Source organism: Streptococcus hepaticus, assembly GCF_043656315.1.
GTDB lineage: Bacteria > Bacillota > Bacilli > Lactobacillales > Streptococcaceae > Streptococcus > Streptococcus hepaticus.
Genome location: NZ_JBINIY010000005.1, coordinates 41297 through 64565 on the forward strand (window position 1 = coordinate 41297; position 23269 = coordinate 64565).

Genomic DNA, 23269 nt, shown 5'->3' on the forward strand with positions numbered 1-23269 from the left:
TCATTGCCAGATATGTAACCTCCGAATGAGGTCCTTTTTCCTCAGATATATTTAAAAACTTGCTTATTATCCCTATTTTCTGTTAAGATAGAAAAGATGAATACAGTGGAGGTCAGTTTTGGCTAAGAAAGAGATTACGATTAACAATTATAATGATGATGCCATTCAGGTACTAGAAGGGTTGGATGCGGTCCGTAAACGTCCGGGGATGTATATTGGGTCAACGGACGGAACAGGTCTGCACCATCTAGTCTGGGAAATTGTCGATAATGCGGTCGATGAAGCCTTGTCAGGATTCGGGGATAAGATTGACGTCACGCTCAACAAAGACGGTTCAGTTAGTGTATCGGATAGCGGCCGTGGGATGCCGACAGGTCTGCACGCCATGGGGATTCCAACTGTTGAGGTTATTTTTACCGTTCTCCATGCTGGTGGTAAATTTGGTCAAGGTGGCTACAAGACATCAGGTGGTCTCCACGGGGTGGGTTCTTCCGTCGTAAATGCCCTGTCCACCTGGCTGGAAGTAGAAATTACTCGTGATGGTGCTGTTTATAAACAACGTTTTGAAAATGGTGGTAAGCCAGCTGGAACGCTGAAAAAAGTGGGAACTGCTCCCAAGTCAAAAACAGGAACAACCGTTACTTTCTTACCAGATAGCACTATTTTTTCAACAACGGATTTCAAGTTTAACACCATTTCAGAGCGTCTTAAAGAATCAGCTTTCTTGTTAAAAAATGTCACAATGACCTTGACAGATGCGCGTGGAGAAGAGGAAGTTCATGAAGAATTCCACTATGAAAATGGGGTTCAGGATTTTGTTGAATATTTGAATGAAGACAAGGAAACACTGACGCCTGTTATTTCTATTGAGGGACAGGACCAAGATTTCCAAGTAGAGATTGCCCTCCAGTACAATGACGGCTTTTCTGACAATATCTTGTCCTTTGTCAACAATGTCCGTACCAAGGATGGCGGTACCCACGAGACAGGCCTCAAGACGGCCATTACTAAGGCCATGAATGACTATGCACGTAAAACGGGTCTTCTAAAGGAAAAAGATAAAAACTTGGAAGGTTCTGACTACCGTGAAGGGCTGTCAGCTATCCTATCGATTCTTGTTCCTGAGGAGCATTTGCAGTTTGAAGGCCAGACCAAGGATAAGTTAGGTTCACCTCTAGCTCGTCCTATTGTTGACGGTATTGTTTCTGAAAAGTTGACCTATTTCCTCTTGGAAAATGGGGAACTGGCAACTAATCTGGTCCGCAAGGCTATTCGTGCCCGTGATGCCCGTGAGGCGGCTCGAAAAGCGCGTGATGAAAGCCGAAACGGCAAGAAAAATAAGAAAGATAAGGGCATTCTTTCGGGTAAATTAACCCCTGCCCAATCAAAAAATGCCGCTAAAAATGAACTCTATCTGGTCGAGGGGGATTCTGCCGGCGGTTCTGCCAAACAAGGTCGTGACCGTAAGTTCCAAGCCATCCTGCCTTTACGCGGTAAGGTGCTCAACACTGAAAAAGCCAAGATGACGGACATTCTCAAGAATGAAGAAATCAACACCATGATTTACACCATCGGTGCTGGGGTTGGGGCGGACTTCAAGGTAGAGGACATCAACTATGACAAGGTTATCATTATGACCGATGCGGATACCGACGGTGCCCACATTCAGACCTTGCTTTTGACCTTCTTTTACCGTTACATGCGTCCATTAGTTGAAGCAGGACATGTCTACATCGCCTTGCCACCACTTTACAAGATGTCTAAAGGAAAGGGCAAGAAAGAAGAGATTGCCTACGCCTGGTCTGACGGCGAGTTGGAAGATTTGCGCAAGCAATTTGGCAAAGGTGCTATGCTACAGCGCTACAAAGGTCTGGGTGAGATGAACGCAGACCAGCTCTGGGAAACGACTATGAATCCTGATACCCGCACCCTCATCCGCGTAACCATCGATGACCTGGCGCGTGCCGAACGCCGCGTCTCCGTCCTCATGGGCGACAAACCCGCCCCACGCAGACAGTGGATTGAAGATAATGTCAAGTTTACATTGGAAGAGAATACGGTGTTCTGATGATTTGTCTTGAAACAGAACGATTGTATCTTCGCTCATGGCAATCTACTGATTTAGATGAGTTTGTAGCTATGAATCAAGACAAAAAAGTTACAAGGTTTCTAACTAATCCATACACAACTGAGCGAGCAAGAGAAATATTTGGATTGATTCAGAAAGAGTTTGATGAATACGGATATGGGTTATTTGCTGTTGAAGGTAAAATAAGTAAACGATTTATTGGTTATGTTGGACTACACCATACTAAATTGGATTTTATGGAAGATGAAATAGTAGAAATTGGATGGCGATTGAAAAAAGAATTTTGGGGTAAGGGCTATGCTACAGAAGCGGCATAAGCTTGTTTAGATTATGCCTTTGACGAATTGTATCTACAAGAAGTATATGCCTTTACTGCTCAAATCAATCAAGCTTCTAAGAACATTATGGAAAAATTAGGAATGTCATTTGTGCAAACCTATCTAAGCTCTGAAGTGGAAGAAGGACATCCTTTACAGGAACAAGTGCTTTATAGGATTTCCAGATTCAACGAACGTTTGTAATATCAGCTCCATCATCAGACGAACGGTGGATTTGACTTAAGCTATTTCATGTCGTGGGTCTAGAAATTGAGTTGTGTAATGTGATTCAAAAAACACGAGATATTGTTAGTCATCTGTAATCGTAAATTACTCATTGATCGTATATGGGAGGATAAAATGTCAGAATTACAAGTTTTAAAAAACAAATTAGCTTCCTTGAGGCCGCTTAATCGGGCGGAGTTAACGCGATTGCGTGAGGAATTTATCATAGAAAACACCTATAATTCCAATGCGATTGAGGGCAATACCTTGACCTTGCGAGAAACAGCTTTGATTTTACAAGAGGGTGTTACCATCGCGGGCAAGCAGATTCGGGAACATCTGGAAGTGGTTGGTTACAAAGACGCCTTTGATTATATCGTGACCTTGGCAGAGCAGGATGAAATATTGGATGCGCGTCAGTTCAAAGATATTCATTCATTGGTCCTGATGAATGATAATGCTAACCGTGGCCGTTATCGAAAAGTTCCTGTGAAGATTTTAGGCAGCCAATATCAGACAGCACAACCTGATGAGATTGAAAATCGCATTGAGCAACTTCTGAAAGAGTATCAGCAGCGTCTTTCAGAGGACATTGTATCTGCTATTTGCTTCCTTCATCTGGAGTTTGAGAGTATTCACCCATTTATAGATGGTAATGGACGTACAGGGCGACTCTTGCTCAATCTTGAACTCATCAAACACGGTTATTTGCCAGTCAATATCAAGTTTACTGACCGTGAGAAGTACTATGATGCTTTTGACCACTATCATCAAGGGCAGTTGGAGTATTTTGTGCAAATGGTTAGCCAATATGAAAAGGAAGAGTTGGAAAAGTATATCGCCATACTAGAGGGAATAGAACATGAGTGAGGTCAATCACTCGTGGAAACTACAAATCTGGGATGGGAAAGCTATGGACAGCAGTATCTCTTGTCATATCAAGTACAAACGGGGGTTGTGAAGTGAGAGCATTTCCGTATTCAATATCAGTGCAACAAGAAAAATCCTAGTCGCCGTGGTGAAAAGATGAGTTGCAACTTGCTACTCATCGAGGGAGTCTTTGAGACCTTAGGTTCAAAGGTTAGTAATGGAAGGACGCAGACCTTCGCTTGCTTCCCCACCACCCAAGTCTAGGAAAAATAAAAAATATTTAAAATAAGCCACTCCGGCTAGGAGAAAAAATAAACATGAGTAACATTCAAAACATGTCCCTTGAGGACATCATGGGAGAGCGTTTTGGTCGCTACTCCAAATACATTATTCAAGAGCGGGCTCTGCCTGATATTCGTGACGGTTTGAAGCCTGTTCAGCGCCGTATTCTTTATTCCATGAATAAGGACGGCAATACTTTTGAAAAAGGCTACCGCAAGTCGGCTAAGTCTGTCGGAAATATCATGGGTAATTTCCACCCGCATGGTGATTCTTCGATTTATGATGCCATGGTGCGTATGTCCCAGGACTGGAAAAACCGTGAAATTCTGGTAGAAATGCACGGAAACAACGGTTCTATGGACGGTGATCCACCGGCTGCTATGCGTTATACGGAAGCTCGCCTGTCAGAAATTGCTGGCTATCTCTTGCAAGATATTGAGAAAAAGACAGTACCTTTTGCATGGAACTTTGACGATACCGAAAAAGAGCCAACTGTTTTACCAGCAGCCTTTCCAAATCTCTTGGTCAATGGTGCAACGGGGATTTCGGCAGGTTACGCCACTGATATTCCACCGCACAATTTGGCGGAGGTTATTGACGCGGTTGTCTACATGATTGATCACCCGACGGCTAAGTTGGACAAGCTCATGGAGTTCTTGCCTGGACCAGACTTCCCAACGGGAGGCATTATCCAAGGGACAGATGAGATTAAGAAGGCTTATGAGACTGGTAAAGGTCGTGTCGTTGTCCGCTCGAAAACGGAGATTGAACAATTAAAAGGCGGCAAAGAGCAGATTATCATCACGGAAATTCCCTATGAGGTCAACAAGGCTGTCTTAGTGAAGCGCATTGATGATGTCCGTGTCAATAACAAGGTTCCTGGAATCGCAGAAGTGCGTGATGAGTCTGACCGAACAGGTCTTCGGATTGCCATTGAGCTCAAGAAAGATGCGGATAGCCAGACCATTCTCAATTATCTGCTCAAATACACAGATTTGCAGGTCAATTACAATTTCAACATGGTGGCTATTGATAATTTCACACCGCGCCAAGTTGGTTTGCAGAAGATTTTGTCTAGTTATATTGCTCACCGTCGTGATATTATTGTGGCGCGCAGCCGATTTGACAAGGACAAGGCTGAGAAACGCCTTCACATCGTGGAAGGTCTCATTCGTGTGATTTCCATTTTGGATGAGGTCATTGCGCTGATCCGTGCTTCGGAAAATAAGGCTGACGCTAAGGAAAATCTCAAGGTCAGCTATGAGTTTTCAGAGGAGCAAGCAGAGGCTATCGTGACCTTGCAACTTTATCGCTTGACCAATACGGATATTGTTACTCTGCAAAATGAAGAAGCAGAACTCCGCGATAAAATTGCCATGTTGACAGCTATTATTGGTGACGAACGCACCATGTTCAATGTCATGAAACGTGAATTACGTGAGATTAAGAAGACCTTTGGCAATGTTCGTCGTTCTGAATTGCAAGCGGAAAGTCAGACGATTGAAATCGATACAGCTAGCCTGATTGTGGAAGAAGATACCTTCGTCAGCATCACGCGTGGCGGTTATCTCAAACGGACTAGTCCACGTTCTTTCAATGCTTCAACACCAGAAGAATTAGGTAAACGTGATGATGATGAGCTAATCTTCATGGCACAGGCTAAGACCACTCAGCACCTCTTGATCTTTACCAATCAAGGAAATGTCATCTACCGACCAGTTCATGAGTTGACCGACATTCGTTGGAAAGATGTGGGTGAGCACTTGTCACAGACCATTACCAATTTGTCAGCAGATGAAGAAATTCTCTATGCAGAAATTGTAGATGATTTTGAAACGGGTGTTTACTTCGCAGCTACTCGATTGGGGCAAATCAAGCGTTTCGAGCGTAAGGAATTTAGCCCATGGCGGACTTATCGTACCAAGTCGGTCAAGTTTGCTAAGCTGAAAGACGACAGCGATGTGATTGTAGCGGTAGCCCCAATCTTGCTGGATGATGTCATGATGGTGACGCAAAATGGTTATGCTTTACGTTTCAACATCGATGAGGTTCCTGTTATTGGCGCCAAAGCGGCTGGGGTAAAAGCGATTAATCTCAAGGATGGTGACATGCTTCAGGCGGCTTTCATTGCCAACACTAAGTCCATGTTTATCCTAACCCAGCGTGGTAGCCTCAAACGTATGGCAGTGGAGGATATTCCTCTTGCCAAGCGGGCAGGTCGCGGCTTACAGGTTTTACGTGAGCTCAAAGCCAAACCGCATCGTGTCTTCATGGCGGGGCCAGTTCTTTCGGAAAATGGCGGAGCTGACCTGGATTTGTTTGCCACAGAAGTGGAAAGTAGCGACCAGCAAATTCTCCAAGTCATGTCTAAAACAGGTGATGTGACTGAGGTCAACCTTGCTAATCTGACCTTGTCAGAACGTACAAGCAACGGCAGCTTCATTGCCGATAAAATTTCAGACCAAGAAGTCTTCACTGCTAAGATGAAATAAATAGAAACTGTTACTTCGGTAGCAGTTTTCTGTATTTTATAGAATTTTCTGACTATTTCTTGATTTTTTCATGAAAAAAGACTAGAATAGATACAAATAAAAGGAGAAATCTTATGACAGTAAATCTTGATTGGGAAAACCTCGGTTTTTCCTATATGAAATTACCTTATCGTTATTTAGCTATTTATAAAGATGGTCAGTGGCAAGAAGGTGGCTTGACGGAAGATGCTACCTTGCATATTTCAGAAAGTTCACCAAGTTTGCATTATGGTCAGCAGGCTTTTGAGGGATTGAAAGCCTATCGTACCAAAGACGGTTCCCTTCAGCTTTTCCGCCCAGACCAAAATGCGGAACGCTTGCAACGGACAGCAGATCGCTTGCTTATGCCACAAGTGCCTACCGAGATGTTTGTGGAAGCTTGTAAGAAAGTTGTTGCAGCCAATCATGAATTTGTTCCTCCATACGGTACTGGTGGCACTCTCTATCTTCGTCCGCTTTTAATCGGTGTCGGTGATATTATCGGGGTTAAACCGGCAGATGAGTATATTTTCACGATTTTTGCCATGCCGGTTGGAAATTATTTTAAAGGTGGTTTGCAACCGACGAATTTCCTTATCCAAGATGAATACGATCGGGCTGCGCCAAACGGTACAGGTGCTGCTAAGGTTGGAGGAAACTACGCAGCCAGTCTCCTTCCTGGTAAAAATGCTAAGTCAACAGGTTTTTCTGATGTGATTTATTTGGATCCTGCCACTCACACCAAGATTGAGGAAGTGGGCTCTGCCAATTTCTTTGGAATTACTGCAGATAATGAATTTATCACACCAATTAGCCCATCCATCTTGCCATCTATCACCAAGTATTCACTGCTTTACTTGGCGGAAAATCGCTTGGGGATGAAAGCTATCGAAGGGGATGTTTTTGTAGATGATTTAGCCAAATTTACAGAAGCAGGAGCTTGTGGCACAGCAGCTGTTATTTCACCAATCGGCGGTGTACAGCATGGTGACGAATTCCACGTGTTTTATAGTGAAACAGAGGTTGGTCCTGTGACGCGCAAGCTTTATGACGAATTGACAGGGATTCAATTTGGCGATGTGGAGGCACCAGAAGGCTGGATTGTCAAGATTGACCTGTAAAAATAGAGCTTGCGCTTGCAAGCTTTTTCCTTTTTTTGTACAATGGAAAGAGTGAGTAAAGAGAGGAAGGGTCAATAAATTATGAGTAAAAAAGATAAAAAAATTGAAATTCAAATCGAAGACAGCCAAGTAGTGGTGAACGGAGATACATTTTCTGGTTACCGTTTGACAATTGGAAAAAAAGCAATTGGTGAAATTGCAGAATTGGGAGAAGCTCAATTTGCAGTGGTAAAAAATGGAAATGCCGAAAGTTTCTACAAAAAATTGGAACAAGCAGTCGGAAATATTATTGAAAATTACAATTTGAGCAATTAAGGTCTTGAATTAGCCATTATTTTATGATAAAATAGTGGCTGTTAGTATTGGAAAGATAGCGAAGAGGCTAAACGCGGCGGACTGTAAATCCGCTCCTTCGGGTTCGGGGGTTCGAATCCCTCTCTTTCCATTATGATACGAGAGATGGTCTGGCTTGCCAGAAATTTCTGTAGAAAATTAGGAGATAGACGCAGAGTGTTTACATTCAAGGAAATCTATCTATTTTCCTAAGAAATTAATCTCAAGTTCAATTTCTTTTATCGTTAAGCAATAAAAAGATTGAATAGTATCCACTTTGGGGTATAGCCAAGCGGTAAGGCAAGGGACTTTGACTCCCTCATGCGTTGGTTCGAATCCAGCTACCCCAGTCAAGGTATTAGAGGAAACTCTAATTCGTCAAAGCTGCTGAGTCTGTCCTTGCGTGTGCCTTAAATAAAATATATTTTTAGTCAGTTGGCAATGGGGCCTACTGACGTCGGAGGTTTTTTTAATGAACGAATTTGAAGATTTGTTGAACAGTGTAAATGAAGTTGCAACTGGTGATGTGGTAACTGCTGAAGTATTGACAGTTGATGCCGGTCAAGCTAACGTAGCTATCTCAGGTACTGGTGTTGAAGGTGTATTGACTCTTCGTGAGTTGACAAACGACCGCGACGCTGATATCAACGACTTGGTAAAAGTTGGTGAAACACTTGAATTGCTTGTACTTCGTCAAGTTGTAGGTAAAGATACTGACACTGTTACATATCTTGTATCTAAAAAACGCTTGGAAGCACGCAAAGCATGGGACAAACTTGTTGGCCGTGAAGGTGAAGTTGTTACTGTTAAAGTTACTCGCGCCGTTAAAGGTGGTTTGTCAGTTGAATTTGAAGGACTTCGTGGTTTCATCCCAGCTTCAATGATCGACACTCGTTTCACTCGTAACACTGAGCGTTTCGTAGGTCAAGAATTTGATGCTAAAATCAAAGAAGTTGATCCAGCAGAAAACCGTTTCATCTTGTCACGTCGTGAAGTTGTTGAAGAATCAGCAGCTGCAGCACGTTCAGAAGTATTCTCAAAAATTGAAGTCGGTTCAGTTGTAACTGGTACTGTTGCACGTATCACAAGCTTCGGTGCTTTCATCGACCTTGGTGGTGTTGACGGATTGGTTCACTTGACTGAATTGTCACACGAACGCAACATTTCACCAAAATCAGTTGTAACTGTTGGTGAAGAAGTTGAAGTGAAAGTTCTTGCTATCGATGAAGAAGCAGGTCGTGTATCATTGTCATTGAAAGCTACAACACCTGGACCATGGGATGGCGTTGAGCAAAAGTTAGCTGCTGGCGATGTAATTGAAGGTAAAGTTAAACGCTTGACTGACTTCGGTGCTTTCGTTGAAGTATTGCCAGGTATCGATGGACTTGTTCACATCTCACAAATTTCACACAAACGTGTTGAAAATCCAAAAGATGCATTGACAGTAGGTCAAGACGTTACAGTTAAAGTTCTTGAAGTGAACGCTGCTGACGAACGTGTATCACTTTCAATCAAAGCTCTTGAAGAGCGTCCAGCACGCGAAGAAAATGCTTCTGAAGAAGGTGAAAAACGTCAATCACGTCCAGCTCGTCGTCCAAAACGTGAAGCTAAACGTAACTACGAATTGCCAGAAACACAAACAGGTTTCTCAATGGCAGACCTTTTCGGTGATATCGAATTGTAATAAAACATGAAGCTAGGTTCTTACCTAGCTTTGTCTATCCACCCTTAGTGTAATGGATATCACGTAAGATTCCGGTTCTTGAGATGGGGGTTCGATTCCCTCAGGGTGGATTAACTATACTTAAAAAGCCCGATTTAATGGGCTTTTTAACTTGCTTGCCCCAAATTCGTCCTAGATAATTTATCGTTTTTAACAGAACTCTTATTTTGGGGACGTTGAAAACTTTCTGAAAAGTGATATACTAATCTTGCGAGGTAAATTATGTTACATTTTGAAAATGATTATAACAAAGGTGCACATCCAGCACTCTTACAAGCGCTTGTGGAAACAAATGACCAAGGTTTATCTGGTTATGGGACGGATGTCTATACCCAGTCAGCGATTGAAAAAATTCGTCTAGCATGTGAGTGTCCGCAGGCTCAGATTACATTTTTAGCGGGTGGGACTCAGACCAATCAGGTCGTCATCGACGCCATGCTTGCTTCCTATGAAGGAGTTGTGGCGGCTGAAACGGGGCACATTGCAGTCCATGAAGCAGGGGCTATTGAATTTTCAGGGCATAAGGTACTGACTCTTCCTCATGAGCAAGGTAAAATTGCAGCAACAGATGTGAAGCGGTTGTTAGAGGATTTCTATGCGGATGGTAATCATGAGCACATGGTTTTCCCAGGCATGGTCTATATCTCTCATCCTACCGAGTATGGTACGCTTTACAGTCGGTCAGAATTGGAAGAACTGTCTGCAGTCTGTCTAGCATACAAGATACCACTTTTCTTAGACGGTGCTCGTCTGGGCTATGGCTTGGCTGCTCGTGATACGGATGTGGACTTGCCAACGCTTGCTGAGTTGGTGGATGTTTTCTATATTGGTGGAACAAAAATGGGTGCTCTCATGGGAGAGGCAATCGTTTTTACCAAAAATAATGAGCCAAAACACTTTGTCCCTATTGTCAAGCAGCATGGTGCACTTTTAGCTAAGGGTCGTCTCAACGGTGTACAATTTGACCGTTTCTTTACGGATAATCTTTACGTTGAAATTGGAAAACATGCTGTGGAGTTGGCAGAAACGCTTAAGCAGATTTTAGAAGAAAAAGGCTTTGAATTTTATCTCAAATCCCCAACCAATCAGCAATTTGTCATCGTTGACAACGTCGAACTAGCACAATTGACCGAAAAAGGAATTGTCTACGGTTTCTGGGAAAAATATGATGCACATCGAACAGTTATCCGCTTTGCGACTAGCTGGTCTACGACAAAAGAAGACTTACAAGAATTAAAAAATAGACTGTAAAACTCTGCCTAGTGGAGTTTTCGTCTATTCTTGGACTTAAATTTTTGGTATAATGAAGGGTAATGTAGAAAAGGAAAATGGTATGATTTACTTCGACAACTCAGCTACGACTCAGGTCTATCCTGAAGTCTTGAAAACATATACAGAAGTGGCAACGAAGATTTGGGGAAATCCATCTAGTCTGCACAATCTCGGTAGTCAAGCGACACGTATTTTAGAAGCTTCTCGTCAGCAAATTGCGGAGCTTTTAGGCAAAAAATCGGAAGAAATCCTCTTTACTTCTGGTGGTACGGAAGGTGATAATTGGGTCATTAGGGGAATCGCTTTTGAAAAAGCCTATTCAGGGAAACACATTATCGTATCCTCTGTAGAACACCCAGCGGTCAAAGAGTCGGCTCTTTGGCTGAAAAGTCAAGGATTTGAAGTGGACTTAGCTCCGGTTGATGAAGCAGGTTATGTGGACTTGCAAGCTTTGGAAGGTCTCTTGCGAAAGGATACCATTTTAGTATCTGTCATGGCTGTTAACAATGAAATGGGAGCGGTCCAGCCAATCGCAAAAATTTCCGAATTTCTAGCGGACAAACCAACAATTTCCTTTCATGTGGATGCGGTTCAGGCTGTAGGTAAGGTTCCAGTGGAAACTTACTTGCCTGAGCGAGTGGATTTTGCGACATTTTCAGGACATAAATTCCATTCTGTGCGTGGGGTTGGCTTTATCTATGCCAAGGCAGGCAAAAGATTGCAGCCTCTTTTGACAGGTGGGGGACAAGAGTCAGATCGCCGTTCGACAACGGAAAATGTGGCTGGCATTGCAGCAACTGCCAAGGCATTGCGGATGACCTTGGAAAAAGAGGAAGTCGGACAAAAGCGGTTGCGAGCGATGAAAGAAGTCATTGTGGAAGGGTTACAGACTTATCAAGATGTGACGATTTTTTCTCCTATGGAAAATGCTGCGCCCAATATTATCACATTTGGAATCAAAAATATCCGCGGTGAAGTCATTGTTCATGCTTTTGAAGAACATCAGATTTACATCTCGACAACATCAGCTTGCTCTTCTAAAGCAGGAAAGCCAGCTGGTACCTTGATTGCGATGGGGATTCCTCAAAAATTAGCCCAGACAGCTGTCCGAGTGAGCCTCGATGAAGACAATGACATGGGTCAAGTAGAACAATTTTTAACGATTTTCAAACAGATTTACAACCAAACTAGGAAAGTGAGATAAATGCAATACTCAGAAATCATGGTACGTTACGGTGAATTGTCAACCAAGGGCAAAAACCGTATGCGCTTTATCAATAAATTAAAAAACAACATTCAAGAAGCCTTGTCTATCTACCCAGATGTGACAGTTTACTTTGATCGTGACCGTGGGCATGTTTACCTTAACGGGACCGATTATCAGCCAGTAGCGACTTCTTTGCAGAAGATTTTTGGGATTCAAAACTTTGCGCCATCTTATAAGGTGGAAAAATCCGTTCCTGCTCTTCGTCAGGCTGTTCAAGAGATTATGAAAGATATTTACAAGGATGGTATGACCTTTAAGGTGGCTGCTAGACGAAGTGATCATAGTTTTGAGTTGGATAGTCGTGACCTCAATCAAGAGCTTGGTGGAGCAGTGTTTGAAGCTATTCCCCATATTCAAGTACAGATGAAGTCACCAGACATTACGCTGCGTGTGGAAATTCGTGAAGATTCAGCCTATATTTCCCATGAAGAAATCAAGGGAGCAGGTGGATTGCCGGTTGGAACAGCTGGAAAAGGAATGCTCATGCTATCTGGTGGGATTGACTCGCCAGTTGCGGGCTATCTTGCCCTCAAACGTGGTGTGGATATTGAGGCGGTGCATTTTGCTAGCCCACCTTATACTAGTCCAGGTGCTCTGAAAAAAGCCCACGATTTGACACGGAAATTGACAGCTTTTGGTGGAAATATCCAATTCATTGAAGTTCCATTTACAGAAATCCAAGAAGAAATTAAAAATAAGGCTCCAGAAGCCTATCTCATGACGCTGACACGTCGCTTTATGATGCGGATTACGGACGCTATTCGTGAGAAACGTGGGGGGCTGGTCATTGTCAATGGTGAGAGTCTAGGGCAGGTTGCTAGCCAGACTTTGGAGTCTATGCAGGTCATTAATGCTGTGACTAATACGCCGATCATTCGCCCAGTGATTACCATGGACAAGTTGGAAATCATTGATATCGCGCAAGCTATCGATACCTTTGAAATTTCTATTCAGCCATTTGAAGATTGCTGTACAATTTTTGCACCAGATCGTCCAAAGACCAATCCAAAAATCAAGAATGCAGAGCAGTACGAAGCACGCATGGATGTCGAAGGCTTGGTGGAACGTGCTGTGGCAGGAATCATGGTGACTGAAATTACGCCTGTCGAAGAAAAACAGGATGAAGTGGATAGCTTGATTGAGACCCTTCTCTAGAAATGCATCCCGTTCTCCTTGATTTTTTGACGGACTATTTGTAAATTATACCTTCTTACCCAATCTTGAAAATCTAGTTTATGGCCGTCTTCCTTATGCTACCTACTATTTAGGGCAATTATCTGGTTTGTTGCTTCTAGTTTTTCTGCTCAAAAAGAGTTTACAAGAGTAGAAGGCAAACTTGGGATTCAAGGAGTGGAGGATGATTATTTCCACTCTTTGGAAAAAGGGAGTGTCTGGACAAGGTCAACTTGTATTTTGCGGTTTGATTCTTTCGGCCATTCTTTACTTAGGGACATGGACTATTATCAGTGACCTTCATTTTGTGACGAGCTATTCTAACCCAGTAGCAAAATCTGTGGAAGGGACAGTTGAGATTGTGACTGTTCGCCAAGGACATGGGAAGTCATCCTATGATCTTGTTTTTTGGGGGTATAGGTGAGGATGCTAGTGTACATTACTTCCATATCATTAATGCAAACCGACGTTTGGCAAACGCTATTCTTCAAAAAGGTTATCTTTATGAAGCTACACTCTATCTAGATAAGCAGAATAGGGAGTGGGAAAGAACTCATAGCAATTAAAAAAGAGTTCCCTTCGCTCCCTTATTTTTTAAGCTCAGGCAGAAAACGTCCACTGGATCTTTTCTCTCCCACCCCCGCACAGTTGATTAGGCTATCTTTGAAGCTTGAAAAGCGAACAAAGATGCCAATCAACCACTGCGTCTTGCAATTTTAGCTTAAATAAAATTAGGAGTTGGACTTGAGCCCAGTTCTTTGTAGACTGATTACTAATTTTTACTACGAACGAATAAATAAATATTTTTTGAGGTTTTTATGACTGAATTATTCCCTTATCAACCAATGAACCTATATGCGAACTACAAGGAAGCAAGTCAATTGTTCCCTGATTGTGAAATTGTTTTTGATCAACCTTTGGTAGCCTATCCTGAGCTAGGGGTAGAAACGACTTATCGTCTGAGTCATGAAGCGATTGTGGAGCGTGCAGGCCAACTGGCTGCGAAGGGTGTTAAAAAAGGTGACAAGGTGATTATTTTTAAGGCACAAGCATTTGATACCTATATGCTAGCTGTATCTGTTACCTACCTAGGTGCCGTTCCGGTGATGGTTTCTTATCATTTCCCTCAAGAAGTGATTGAGGTTTTTGCAGAGCGGTTAGAAAATCCCTATATCCTTTATGATGACTTTACATCCACTATTGTTGAAAAGGCAGTAAATATTTCTCCTGAGTATAAGATTGCGATTGAGGCTTTACTTCAAGAAACAGCCCAGAATGTTCAGATGGATGCCTTGGAGCATGATGAAATTGCTTATATTACTCACACTTCAGGGACAACTGGTATTCCAAAATTGATTTGTCACTCGGCCAATAGTATGGGCTGGCGAACAAAATTTCAAAAGACAATTTTGAATTATTTGCCAGAACGTCGCATTGTTGGATTTCATATCTCACCAGTTCATTCACGTTTCAATATCGGAATGTCTTCTTTGATGTTGATGGGATTCCCTCTTTTACCGCTTTCAACTGCTCAGAGTGATGTCGTTGAAAGAATGTTTCTCAAATACCAGCCACAAGCAGTGGAAACACATCCAAATCATTTTGTGCAATGGGCAGATTTGGCACGTCAAAAACCAGAAGTTTTCGCCAATATAAATTATTATCATTCCACATTTGATGCTATCAATAATGCGACAATGGCAGCCTTCTTGAAAGCCTCGAATTCTGACAAAGCTATTTTCCTTCAAATTTATGGGCAAAGTGAATGTGGTCCAATGATTTTGAAACCTCATACCTTGGAAAGTTTGAAATCTTCCAATGCGCGTGATATGGGAGTGGGACTTGGTGATTTAACCAAGGCACGGATTACGGATGCTGAGGGAAATCCAGTTGCTCCAGGTGTAGATGGTCATATTCAATTGTATTCGCGTGGTCGTGCTCTGACTTATTTCAAGGAAGATGAGCGTTTTGCTGCAAATGTTTACGATGAATGGTGGGATAGTGGCGACTATGGTTCTATGGATGAAAATGGTCATCTCTATCTCAAGGATCGCCAAGTTGACTTGATTGAGACGATTCAAAGTAATTTGGCTTTGGAAGATATGCTTTTAGATAAATTGGACTTTTTAGCAGAAGCGGTCTTGGTACGCGATAAGGTTGGGAAACCACAACCTATCTTAGCAGTACGTGATCAGTATGAAATGGATATGGACGCTTGGTGGCAGGCTATTTCTAATCTTCCCTACTTGAATTTACCGATTATTTTGCCTTACGACCAACTACCAAGAACTGCAACTATGAAAATTCAACGTTTAACCTTGGAAAAAATGCTGAAAGAAGGAAGTTTGTTGTAGTTGATAACGCTTCCATTTCTTCATCAGTCGGTTTGTCAGATTTTCTCTTAAAAAAACTAGCATTTCTCTTGTCAAACGTCGGTTGGAGTGCTATACTAGGAGTGTTGACTATGCACACCCTGTGCAACCGCACGACTACCGTTTTAAGTGGTTCGCCCCACGGTACTAGGCGAGTCTTCACAAAAATATAGGGGAAACCCAAAAATCCATAGGAGGTGCATAATGAGCACATACGCAATCATTAAAACTGGCGGTAAACAAGTTAAAGTTGAAGCTGGTCAAGCTATCTACGTTGAAAAATTGAACGCAGAAGCAGGTCAAGAAGTTACATTTAACGAAGTTGTTCTCGTTGGTGGTGACAAAACTGTTGTTGGTACACCACTTGTTGAAGGCGCAACTGTTGTAGGTACTGTTGAGAAACAAGGTAAACAAAAGAAAGTTGTTTCTTACAAATACAAACCTAAAAAAGGTAGCCACCGTAAACAAGGTCACCGTCAACCATATACAAAAGTTGTTATCAGCGTTATCAACGCTTAATTGCGTCGCTAAACAACTGTCATCACAGAATTTTGGAGGAATAACATTATGTTAAACTTGAATCTTGCTCAATTGCAATTGTTCGCCCACAAAAAAGGTGGAGGTTCAACGTCAAACGGTCGTGACTCACAAGCTAAACGCCTTGGTGCTAAAGCTGCTGACGGCCAAACTGTATCAGGTGGTTCAATCCTTTACCGCCAACGTGGGACTAAAATCTACCCAGGAGCTAACGTAGGTCGTGGTGGAGATGATACTCTTTACGCTAAAGTTGAAGGCGTTGTACGCTTCGAACGTAAAGGTCGCGATAAGAAACAAGTATCTGTTTACCCAATCGCAAAATAATGCGCTAAACCCGCATAACATAAGGCTTTCCGAGTTTTCGGAGAGCCTGTTTTTTTTGAAAGTTTGAGTTCTGTAGGCAAAATCCGAACAAATAATATTTTTTAAAAAGTATTTTCAAAAAAACTATTGACGAAATATGGCTTACATGCTAAACTTAAGAAGCTTAGAAAAGATGTTTTCTAGCAAATATAAACCCGAGTAAACAAAAGCCTACGGACAGGCAGGGTTGAATGCCGAAGCGTGGTCGAAAGATCACATTATTGATAGGGTTAAAAGCCTACATTTTATAAGTTGATTCTAGGAAGAGAGTTTCCTAATATCCAAATTGCAGTGTGGTAAAAGCACACGTCATCTTGTGAAACGGTCAATAAAGTACGTAATATTTGCAACTAGAGAGTTAGGAAACATCGGGAACGGAATACTCAACAGAAACAAAGACAAAAAACGTCATACGATTGTAGAGCAGGTGAAAACCTGCTCTTTTTTCATAAAAGATGAACACTTGAAGAAGTTGTTTGTTAATTTTGCTTGGTCAGCTAGGACTGATAGCGCTCATTGAAAATCAAAATTTAATTTTTGATATTTTCTAACGTAGCAAGTTTATCAATGATTAAAAACACTGATAAACTACGGTAATCGCTATAGCGACTTACCTTGCTACCTTACTAATTCCATTTTCAAAATAGTGTTGATTTTGAAAATTCCATGTCGTGGAGTAGTGCGGACGGAAGCAAACTCCTACGGAGTTTCATTCCTAAGAGTGAGCCCCCTCGCGTCTCAATTTTAAGGCTCGGGCAGAATAAGTCCACTGGACTTATTCTCTCTCAAAAATCCCGTTATCAGTGACTTTGTCACTGATAATTCCACTACAGCGAAAATATCAGAGTTTGGCTCACTTCGTTCGCTCTTATCTATAAAGTTAATTTTCCTGCAGTTGAGTTGAGTACTGCTAGAGAAATCCTAATGTGATGAGTGAGAAGAAGTCCGGTCTGCAAAAGTGCTAGAAAACCGAGAATAATTTTCGGAATCTTCTGAAAATATTATTTTTATAAGGAGTGTATCATTGAATCGATTAGATCAATACAGTGCCCCTATTTATCAGGGGTTGGTCAATTTGCGCAAACAGCGTGTTGTTCCTTTTGATGTGCCTGGGCACAAACGGGGACGTGGCAACCCAGAATTAGTAGAGCTTCTGGGAGAACAGTGTGTAGGAATTGATGTCAATTCCATGAAGCCTTTGGATAATTTGGGGCATCCGGTGTCCATTATTCGGGAAGCAGAAGAATTGGCAGCAGATGCTTTTGGTGCTCAGCATGCCTTTCTCATGGTTGGAGGAACTACTTCAGCTGTTCAAGCGATGATTCTTGCGACTTGTAAGGCAGGAGATAAGATTATTTTGCCGCGTAATGTGCACAAGAGTGCCATTAATGCCCTCGTTCTCTGTGGAGCCATCCCGATTTATATTGAGATGAGTGTGAATCATCGTATTGGAATTGCTTTAGGTTTAGAGAATGAACGGTTTGCTCAAGCTATCAAGGAGCATCCTGATGCAAAGGCTGTTCTCATCAATAATCCAACGTATTATGGCATTTGTTCTGACTTAAAAGTGCTGACAGAAATGGCTCATGAAGCAGGAATGAAAGTCCTTGTAGATGAAGCGCATGGTGCTCACCTATTTTTCAATGAGCATTTACCAATGTCAGCCATGGAAGCAGGGGCTGATATGTCAGCAGTTTCTATGCATAAATCAGGTGGTAGTTTAACTCAAAGCTCGATTTTATTGTTGGGAGAAGGACTCAATCCAGAGTATGTCCGTCAAATCATCAACTTGACACAATCAACAAGTGCTTCTTATCTACTCTTATCCAGTCTAGATATTTCTCGCAGAAACTTAGCATTGCGTGGTCGGGAGTCTTTTGAAAAAGTAATTGAGATGTCCGAGTATGCTCGCCGTGAAATCAATGCTATTGGTGGTTACTATGCTTATTCTAAAGAGTTGATTGATGGGGTGACGGTTTGTGATTTTGATGTGACCAAGTTGTCTATCTATACCCAAGGCATTGGTCTGACGGGGATTGAGGTCTATGACCTGCTCCGCGATGAGTATGACATCCAGATTGAATTCGGGGATATTGGCAATATCTTGGCCTATATTTCTATTGGTGACCGTTTACAGGATATTGAGCGTTTGGTGGGGGCCTTGGCTGATATTAAACGCCTCTATGCGCGTGATGGTAAGGACTTGATGTCGGGAGAATATATTCAACCAGAAATGGTGCTGAGTCCTCAAGCAGCTTTCTATGCAGAGCGTCAAAGTTTGTCCTTACAAGACACGGTTGGTCGTATTTGTGGTGAATTTGTCATGTGTTATCCGCCGGGTATCCCAATTTTAGCACCAGGTGAACGCATTACCCAAGACTTGATTGATTACATCATCTTCGCTAAAGAGCGTGGTTGTTCTCTCCAAGGGACAGAAGATCCTGAGGTAAACTTTATCAATGTTATAAAGGAGGTTGATTAAGAATGGAAATGTGGTTCTCAGAAGTTCATACACCAGATGTAAAATTTTCCCTCCGAACGTCCAAACAATTGTACGCTGGCAAGAGTGAGTGGCAGGACATTGCTGTCCTTGACACCCCAGCTTTTGGTAAGATTTTGACCCTCAATGGGCATGTGCTTTTTTCAGACGCAGACGATTTCGTCTACAATGAGATGGTAGTTCATGTGCCCATGGCTGTTCATCCTAATCCCAAGAAGGTTTTAGTTCTTGGTGGTGGTGACGGTGGGGTTGCTCAAGTGTTGGGCATGTATCCTGAATTGGAACAGATTGATATTGTTGAGCCAGATGAGATGTTGGTGGAGGTCTGTCGTCAATTTTTCCAAGATTTCTCAGCAGGTTTGGATGACCCTCGCGTCAACATTTATTATCAAGATGGTCTACGTTTCTTGCGTAATTGTGAGGACGAGTATGACATCATCATTAATGACGCGACAGACCCATTTGGGCACACTGAGGGGCTCTTTACCAAAGAATTTTATGGCAATAGCTACCGCGCCCTCAAGGAAGATGGGATTATGATTTACCAGCATGGTAGTCCCTTCTTCGATGAGGATGAATCAGCTTGCCGAAGCATGCACCGCAAGGCTATTCAGTCTTTCCCGATTAGTCGTGTTTACCAAGCCCATATTCCAACAAGCCCAGCAGGTTATTGGTTGTTTGGCTTTGTGTCTAAAAAATACCATCCCATTGATGATTTTGATAAGGACGGCTGGAAAGCGCGCCAGCTATTTACCGAATATTACACTGCCAATTTACATATCGGCGCCTTTATGTTGCCAAAATACGTTGAAGACATTTTAGAAGCAGAGGAGAAGAAAAAATGAGTCGTTTACTAGTTATCGGATGTGGGGGCGTTGCCCAAGTTGCCATCAGCAAAATTTGTCAGGACAGTGAGACTTTCACTGAAATCATGATTGCGAGCCGTACCAAGTCAAAATGTGATGATTTGAAAGCTAAATTGGAAGGTAAAACAAGTACCAAAATCGAGACAGCTGCCCTTGATGCTGACAAGGTGGAAGAGGTTATCGCCCTTATCGAAAGCTACCAACCAAAAGCAGTGCTTAATGTTGCCCTTCCTTATCAAGATTTGACTATTATGGATGCCTGCTTGGCAACTGGTGTGCACTACATCGATACTGCCAACTATGAAGCTGAAAACACTGAAGACCCTGAGTGGCGTGCCATTTATGAAAAACGTTGTGAGGAACTTGGTTTCACTGCTTACTTTGACTACTCATGGCAATGGGCTTACCAAGAAAAATTCAAGGAAGCTGGTTTGACAGCCCTACTTGGTTCAGGTTTTGACCCAGGGGTGACAAGCGTCTTCTCAGCTTATGCCCTCAAACACTACTTCGATGAAATCCACTACATCGATATTTTGGACTGTAACGGTGGGGACCATGGTTACCCATTTGCGACTAACTTCAACCCAGAAATCAACCTTCGTGAAGTGTCAGCACCAGGTTCTTATTGGGAAAATGGCAAGTGGGTGGAAGTGGAAGCTATGTCAATCAAACGTGAGTATGACTTCCCAGAGGTGGGGCAAAAAGACATGTACCTCCTTCACCATGAAGAAATTGAGTCTTTGGCTAAACACATTCCAGGTGTTAAACGCATTCGCTTCTTCATGACCTTTGGCCAAAGCTACTTGACCCACATGAAATGCTTGGAAAATGTTGGCTTGCTCCGCACAGATACCATCAACTTCCAAGGCCAAGAAATCGTTCCGATTCAATTCCTTAAAGCCCTTCTACCAGACCCAGCAAGCCTTGGCCCACGCACGGTTGGTAAGACCAATATCGGTTGTATTTTCACTGGTGTTAAAGACGGTGTTGAGAAAACGATCTACATCTACAATGTCTGCGACCACCAAGAATGCTATGCTGAAGTTGGCTCACAAGCTATTTCTTACACCACAGGTGTCCCAGCCATGATTGGAACTAAATTGGTCATGGACGGCACTTGGCAAGAAGCTGGTGTCTTCAACTTGGAACAATTGGATCCAGACCTATTCATGGAAGCTCTAAATGAGTACGGTCTTCCATGGGTTGTGGTTGAAAACCCTCAAATGGTGGACTAATGAAGATTCACGATCTACCAACACCCAGCTATGTCATTGATGAGGCGAAACTGGAAAAAAATCTCCAGATTTTAGACTGGGTTCAGAAGGAGACAGGTTGTAAAATTTTGCTGGCGCAGAAGGCTTTCTCCATGTTTGCCACCTACCCTTTGATCAAAAAGTACTTGGCAGGCACAACAGCTAGCGGCCTTTATGAAGCCAAGCTGGGCTATGAGGAGATGGGGGGAGAGGTTCATATTTTTGCCCCAGCCTTCAAAGACAGCGAGATTGACGAGATTTTAAGTATCTGTGACCACTTGGTTTTCAACTCGGGGCGTCAGCTGGAAAAACATTTGCCAAAGTGTCAAGCAGCTGGGAAGAGCATCGGCTTGCGCATCAATCCTGAATGTTCAACGCAGGGCGACCATGCCATTTATGACCCTTGTGCCTACGGTTCTCGTTTTGGCGTGACGGCAGATAAATTTAATCCGGCTTGGTTGACAGACTTGGATGGCTTGCACTTCCATACCCTCTGTGAACAAAATTCCGATGATTTGGAGACAACTCTCAAAGCTTTTGAAGACAAGTTTGGTCAGTATTTGCACCAAGTGTCTTGGTTGAATTTGGGTGGTGGTCACCACATCACACGAGAGGACTATGACCTAGACCGTCTGGTCAAATGCATTCGTCACTTGCAGGAAACTTACGGTGTTCAGGTTTATTTGGAGCCTGGCGAAGCCATTGCTCTCAATGCAGGCTACTTGGTGACTGAGGTGCTGGACATAGTGGAAAATGGGCTGGAGACTCTCGTTTTGGATGCGTCAGCCACTTGCCATATGCCAGATGTCTTGGAGATGCCTTACCGTCCGCCATTGAAAGATGGTTTTGAGGCTGGTGACAAAGCACATACTTATCGTTTGTCATCCAATACTTGCTTGACAGGGGATATCATTGGCGATTACAGTTTTGAAAAGCCAGTAGAGATTGGTGATAAGTTGTATTTTGAAGACATGGCCATCTATTCTTTTGTTAAAAACAATACTTTCAACGGGATTGGCTTGCCACATTTGGCCCTCATGGAGGCCCAAGGAGATTGCCGTATCGTCAAATCCTTTGGTTATCAAGATTTCAAGGGGAGGTTATCTTAATGCAGACACCTAAAGCTATGGGCTATCGCATGCCTGCGGAGTATTTTCCCCATCATGGTACTTTGATGATTTGGCCGACTCGTTCGGGCTCTTGGCCCTATGACGGCAAGGCTGCCAAGGAGGCCTTTACCCGCATTATTACAGAAATTCTCAAGAGTGAGCGGGTTTATCTCTTGGTGGATGAGGCGCATTTGGCTGAGGCAAAGGCTGCGCTGGGGGACCGAGTGACCTATCTGGACATCGCAACTAATGACGCTTGGGCACGTGATACGGGTCCGACCATTCTGGCTCATGCTGATGGCAGTCGTCTAGCAGTTGATTGGGAATTCAATGCTTGGGGCGGTGCTTTTGATGGCCTTTATGAAGACTATGAGGATGATAATTTGGTAGCGTTAGCTTTTGCTCGTCAGCTTAGTCTTCCTGTCTATGATGCCAAACCTTTTGTCCTAGAAGGCGGAGCCATTCATACAGATGGCCATGGAACGGTTATGGTGACGGAAAGCTGTCTGCTTAGTCCTGGGCGCAATCCTCATATGACTAAAGAGCAGATTGAGGACCAGCTCAAGGAATGCTTGGGGGCTGAGAAGGTTATCTGGTTGCCTTACGGCATTTATGAGGATGAAACCAATGAGCATGTGGATAATGTGGCGGCTTTTGTGGGGTCAGCTCAGGTAGTGCTGGCTTGGACGGACGATGAGAGCGACCCGCAATATGACATGTCTCTGGCCAATCTCAAGGTTTTGGAGCGAGAGACCGATGCCAAGGGACGCCCTTTGATGGTCCACAAAATGCGTATCCCAGATAAAACACAAGTGATTGAAGAAACTGATTTGGCGGGTTATTGCTTTGCGGAAGGGGAAGATGAGCGTCAGCTTGGCGAGCGTTTGGCGGCCAGCTATGTGAATTTTTACATCACTAACGATGCGGTTTTGGTGCCGCAATTTGATGACCCCCAGGATAAGCCAGCCCGTGATTTGTTGGCGGAACTCTTCCCTTTTCGTCGTATTGTTGGTATTCCGGCGCGTGATATCTTGCTTGGTGGTGGCAATATTCACTGTATTACCCAACAGATTCCTTTATAGATTGG

18 protein-coding genes, 3 tRNA genes, 1 pseudogene and 1 other annotated feature are annotated in these 23269 nt (G+C 43.0%); all 22 genes and pseudogenes read left to right on the top strand.

The window, feature by feature from the left end; all coding sequences use genetic code 11:
* Window positions 1-118: 118 nt before the first annotated feature.
* Complete coding sequence (parE, locus tag ACHUFA_RS05790; RefSeq protein WP_222349614.1) at window positions 119-2068, top strand: DNA topoisomerase IV subunit B; 1950 nt, start codon at window positions 119-121, stop codon at window positions 2066-2068.
* Window positions 2068-2610, top strand: a pseudogene (locus ACHUFA_RS05795) (GNAT family N-acetyltransferase). The gene parE and the pseudogene ACHUFA_RS05795 overlap by 1 nt, the downstream one beginning before the upstream one ends.
* A 156-nt stretch (window positions 2611-2766) precedes the next feature.
* Window positions 2767-3501, top strand: a complete 735-nt coding sequence (locus tag ACHUFA_RS05800) for a Fic family protein (RefSeq protein ID WP_394405166.1) — start codon at window positions 2767-2769, stop codon at window positions 3499-3501.
* A gap of 317 nt (window positions 3502-3818) precedes the next feature.
* Window positions 3819-6275, top strand: a complete 2457-nt coding sequence (gene parC / locus ACHUFA_RS05805; RefSeq protein WP_394405167.1) for a DNA topoisomerase IV subunit A — start codon at window positions 3819-3821, stop codon at window positions 6273-6275.
* 86 nt (window positions 6276-6361) lie between these two features.
* Window positions 6362-7414, top strand: coding sequence for a branched-chain amino acid aminotransferase (locus ACHUFA_RS05810; RefSeq protein WP_394405214.1), 1053 nt, complete (start codon window positions 6362-6364; stop codon window positions 7412-7414).
* Between the two features lie 81 nt (window positions 7415-7495).
* The gene (locus ACHUFA_RS05815; RefSeq protein ID WP_222349622.1) at window positions 7496-7729 is read left to right on the top strand and encodes a DUF2969 domain-containing protein; all 234 of its coding nucleotides are present in this window, start codon (window positions 7496-7498) and stop codon (window positions 7727-7729) included.
* 49 nt (window positions 7730-7778) lie between these two features.
* Window positions 7779-7859 (top strand) — tRNA-Tyr (locus tag ACHUFA_RS05820).
* 166 nt (window positions 7860-8025) lie between these two features.
* Window positions 8026-8097, top strand: a tRNA-Gln gene (locus ACHUFA_RS05825).
* Between the two features lie 122 nt (window positions 8098-8219).
* Window positions 8220-9431 (top strand): 30S ribosomal protein S1, encoded by a 1212-nt coding sequence (gene rpsA, locus ACHUFA_RS05830; RefSeq protein WP_394405168.1) that lies wholly within the window; start codon window positions 8220-8222, stop codon window positions 9429-9431.
* A gap of 38 nt (window positions 9432-9469) precedes the next feature.
* Window positions 9470-9541: transfer RNA gene (locus ACHUFA_RS05835), tRNA-Arg, on the top strand.
* 151 nt (window positions 9542-9692) lie between these two features.
* Window positions 9693-10721: a threonine aldolase family protein gene (locus tag ACHUFA_RS05840; RefSeq protein ID WP_394405169.1), complete on the top strand. Its 1029-nt coding sequence runs from the start codon at window positions 9693-9695 to the stop codon at window positions 10719-10721.
* Window positions 10722-10803: 82 nt separating this feature from the next.
* On the top strand, window positions 10804-11946 hold the full coding sequence (locus tag ACHUFA_RS05845; RefSeq protein ID WP_394405170.1) for a cysteine desulfurase family protein: 1143 nt from the start codon (window positions 10804-10806) through the stop codon (window positions 11944-11946).
* Window positions 11947-13164: a tRNA uracil 4-sulfurtransferase ThiI gene (gene thiI / locus ACHUFA_RS05850; protein WP_222349627.1), complete on the top strand. Its 1218-nt coding sequence runs from the start codon at window positions 11947-11949 to the stop codon at window positions 13162-13164.
* A 202-nt stretch (window positions 13165-13366) separates the two neighbouring features.
* Window positions 13367-13606: a hypothetical protein gene (locus ACHUFA_RS05855; protein WP_394405171.1), complete on the top strand. Its 240-nt coding sequence runs from the start codon at window positions 13367-13369 to the stop codon at window positions 13604-13606.
* 394 nt (window positions 13607-14000) lie between these two features.
* A complete protein-coding gene (locus ACHUFA_RS05860; protein WP_394405172.1) occupies window positions 14001-15536 on the top strand; it encodes an AMP-binding protein in 1536 nt (511 codons plus the stop codon).
* 115 nt (window positions 15537-15651) lie between these two features.
* Window positions 15652-15723 (top strand) — a sequence feature (ribosomal protein L21 leader region).
* 35 nt (window positions 15724-15758) lie between these two features.
* Window positions 15759-16073 carry a 50S ribosomal protein L21 gene (rplU, locus tag ACHUFA_RS05865; RefSeq protein WP_394405173.1) on the top strand — a complete coding sequence of 105 codons (315 nt, stop codon included), beginning with the start codon at window positions 15759-15761 and terminating at the stop codon, window positions 16071-16073.
* Between the two features lie 48 nt (window positions 16074-16121).
* Complete coding sequence (rpmA, locus tag ACHUFA_RS05870; protein ID WP_222349845.1) at window positions 16122-16415, top strand: 50S ribosomal protein L27; 294 nt, start codon at window positions 16122-16124, stop codon at window positions 16413-16415.
* A 1063-nt stretch (window positions 16416-17478) separates the two neighbouring features.
* Window positions 17479-18936: an aminotransferase class I/II-fold pyridoxal phosphate-dependent enzyme gene (locus ACHUFA_RS05875; RefSeq protein WP_394405174.1), complete on the top strand. Its 1458-nt coding sequence runs from the start codon at window positions 17479-17481 to the stop codon at window positions 18934-18936.
* Window positions 18937-18938: 2 nt separating this feature from the next.
* Window positions 18939-19799, top strand: a complete 861-nt coding sequence (gene speE / locus ACHUFA_RS05880; RefSeq protein ID WP_394405175.1) for a polyamine aminopropyltransferase — start codon at window positions 18939-18941, stop codon at window positions 19797-19799.
* A complete protein-coding gene (locus tag ACHUFA_RS05885) occupies window positions 19796-21055 on the top strand; it encodes a saccharopine dehydrogenase family protein (RefSeq protein WP_222349856.1) in 1260 nt (419 codons plus the stop codon). Before speE ends, ACHUFA_RS05885 begins: the two co-directional genes overlap by 4 nt.
* Window positions 21055-22182 carry a carboxynorspermidine decarboxylase gene (nspC, locus tag ACHUFA_RS05890; RefSeq protein WP_394405176.1) on the top strand — a complete coding sequence of 376 codons (1128 nt, stop codon included), beginning with the start codon at window positions 21055-21057 and terminating at the stop codon, window positions 22180-22182. Before ACHUFA_RS05885 ends, nspC begins: the two co-directional genes overlap by 1 nt.
* Window positions 22182-23264, top strand: coding sequence for an agmatine deiminase (gene aguA / locus ACHUFA_RS05895; RefSeq protein WP_222349871.1), 1083 nt, complete (start codon window positions 22182-22184; stop codon window positions 23262-23264). The genes nspC and aguA overlap by 1 nt, the downstream gene beginning before the upstream one ends.
* The last annotated feature ends 5 nt before the right edge of the window (window positions 23265-23269 follow it).

What these genes read in the sequence shown, in the direction of transcription:
- ACHUFA_RS05800 (WP_394405166.1), top strand. Translation starts at nt 2,767, where the DNA reads ATGTCAGAATTACAAGTTTTAAAAAACAAATTAGCTTCCTTGAGGCCG.
- parC (WP_394405167.1), top strand. Translation starts at nt 3,819, where the DNA reads ATGAGTAACATTCAAAACATGTCCCTTGAGGACATCATGGGAGAGCGT.
- ACHUFA_RS05815 (WP_222349622.1), top strand. Translation starts at nt 7,496, where the DNA reads ATGAGTAAAAAAGATAAAAAAATTGAAATTCAAATCGAAGACAGCCAA.
- rpsA (WP_394405168.1), top strand. Translation starts at nt 8,220, where the DNA reads ATGAACGAATTTGAAGATTTGTTGAACAGTGTAAATGAAGTTGCAACT.
- ACHUFA_RS05840 (WP_394405169.1), top strand. Translation starts at nt 9,693, where the DNA reads ATGTTACATTTTGAAAATGATTATAACAAAGGTGCACATCCAGCACTC.
- ACHUFA_RS05845 (WP_394405170.1), top strand. Translation starts at nt 10,804, where the DNA reads ATGATTTACTTCGACAACTCAGCTACGACTCAGGTCTATCCTGAAGTC.
- thiI (WP_222349627.1), top strand. Translation starts at nt 11,947, where the DNA reads ATGCAATACTCAGAAATCATGGTACGTTACGGTGAATTGTCAACCAAG.
- ACHUFA_RS05855 (WP_394405171.1), top strand. Translation starts at nt 13,367, where the DNA reads ATGATTATTTCCACTCTTTGGAAAAAGGGAGTGTCTGGACAAGGTCAA.
- ACHUFA_RS05860 (WP_394405172.1), top strand. Translation starts at nt 14,001, where the DNA reads ATGACTGAATTATTCCCTTATCAACCAATGAACCTATATGCGAACTAC.
- rplU (WP_394405173.1), top strand. Translation starts at nt 15,759, where the DNA reads ATGAGCACATACGCAATCATTAAAACTGGCGGTAAACAAGTTAAAGTT.
- rpmA (WP_222349845.1), top strand. Translation starts at nt 16,122, where the DNA reads ATGTTAAACTTGAATCTTGCTCAATTGCAATTGTTCGCCCACAAAAAA.
- speE (WP_394405175.1), top strand. Translation starts at nt 18,939, where the DNA reads ATGGAAATGTGGTTCTCAGAAGTTCATACACCAGATGTAAAATTTTCC.
- ACHUFA_RS05885 (WP_222349856.1), top strand. Translation starts at nt 19,796, where the DNA reads ATGAGTCGTTTACTAGTTATCGGATGTGGGGGCGTTGCCCAAGTTGCC.
- nspC (WP_394405176.1), top strand. Translation starts at nt 21,055, where the DNA reads ATGAAGATTCACGATCTACCAACACCCAGCTATGTCATTGATGAGGCG.
- aguA (WP_222349871.1), top strand. Translation starts at nt 22,182, where the DNA reads ATGCAGACACCTAAAGCTATGGGCTATCGCATGCCTGCGGAGTATTTT.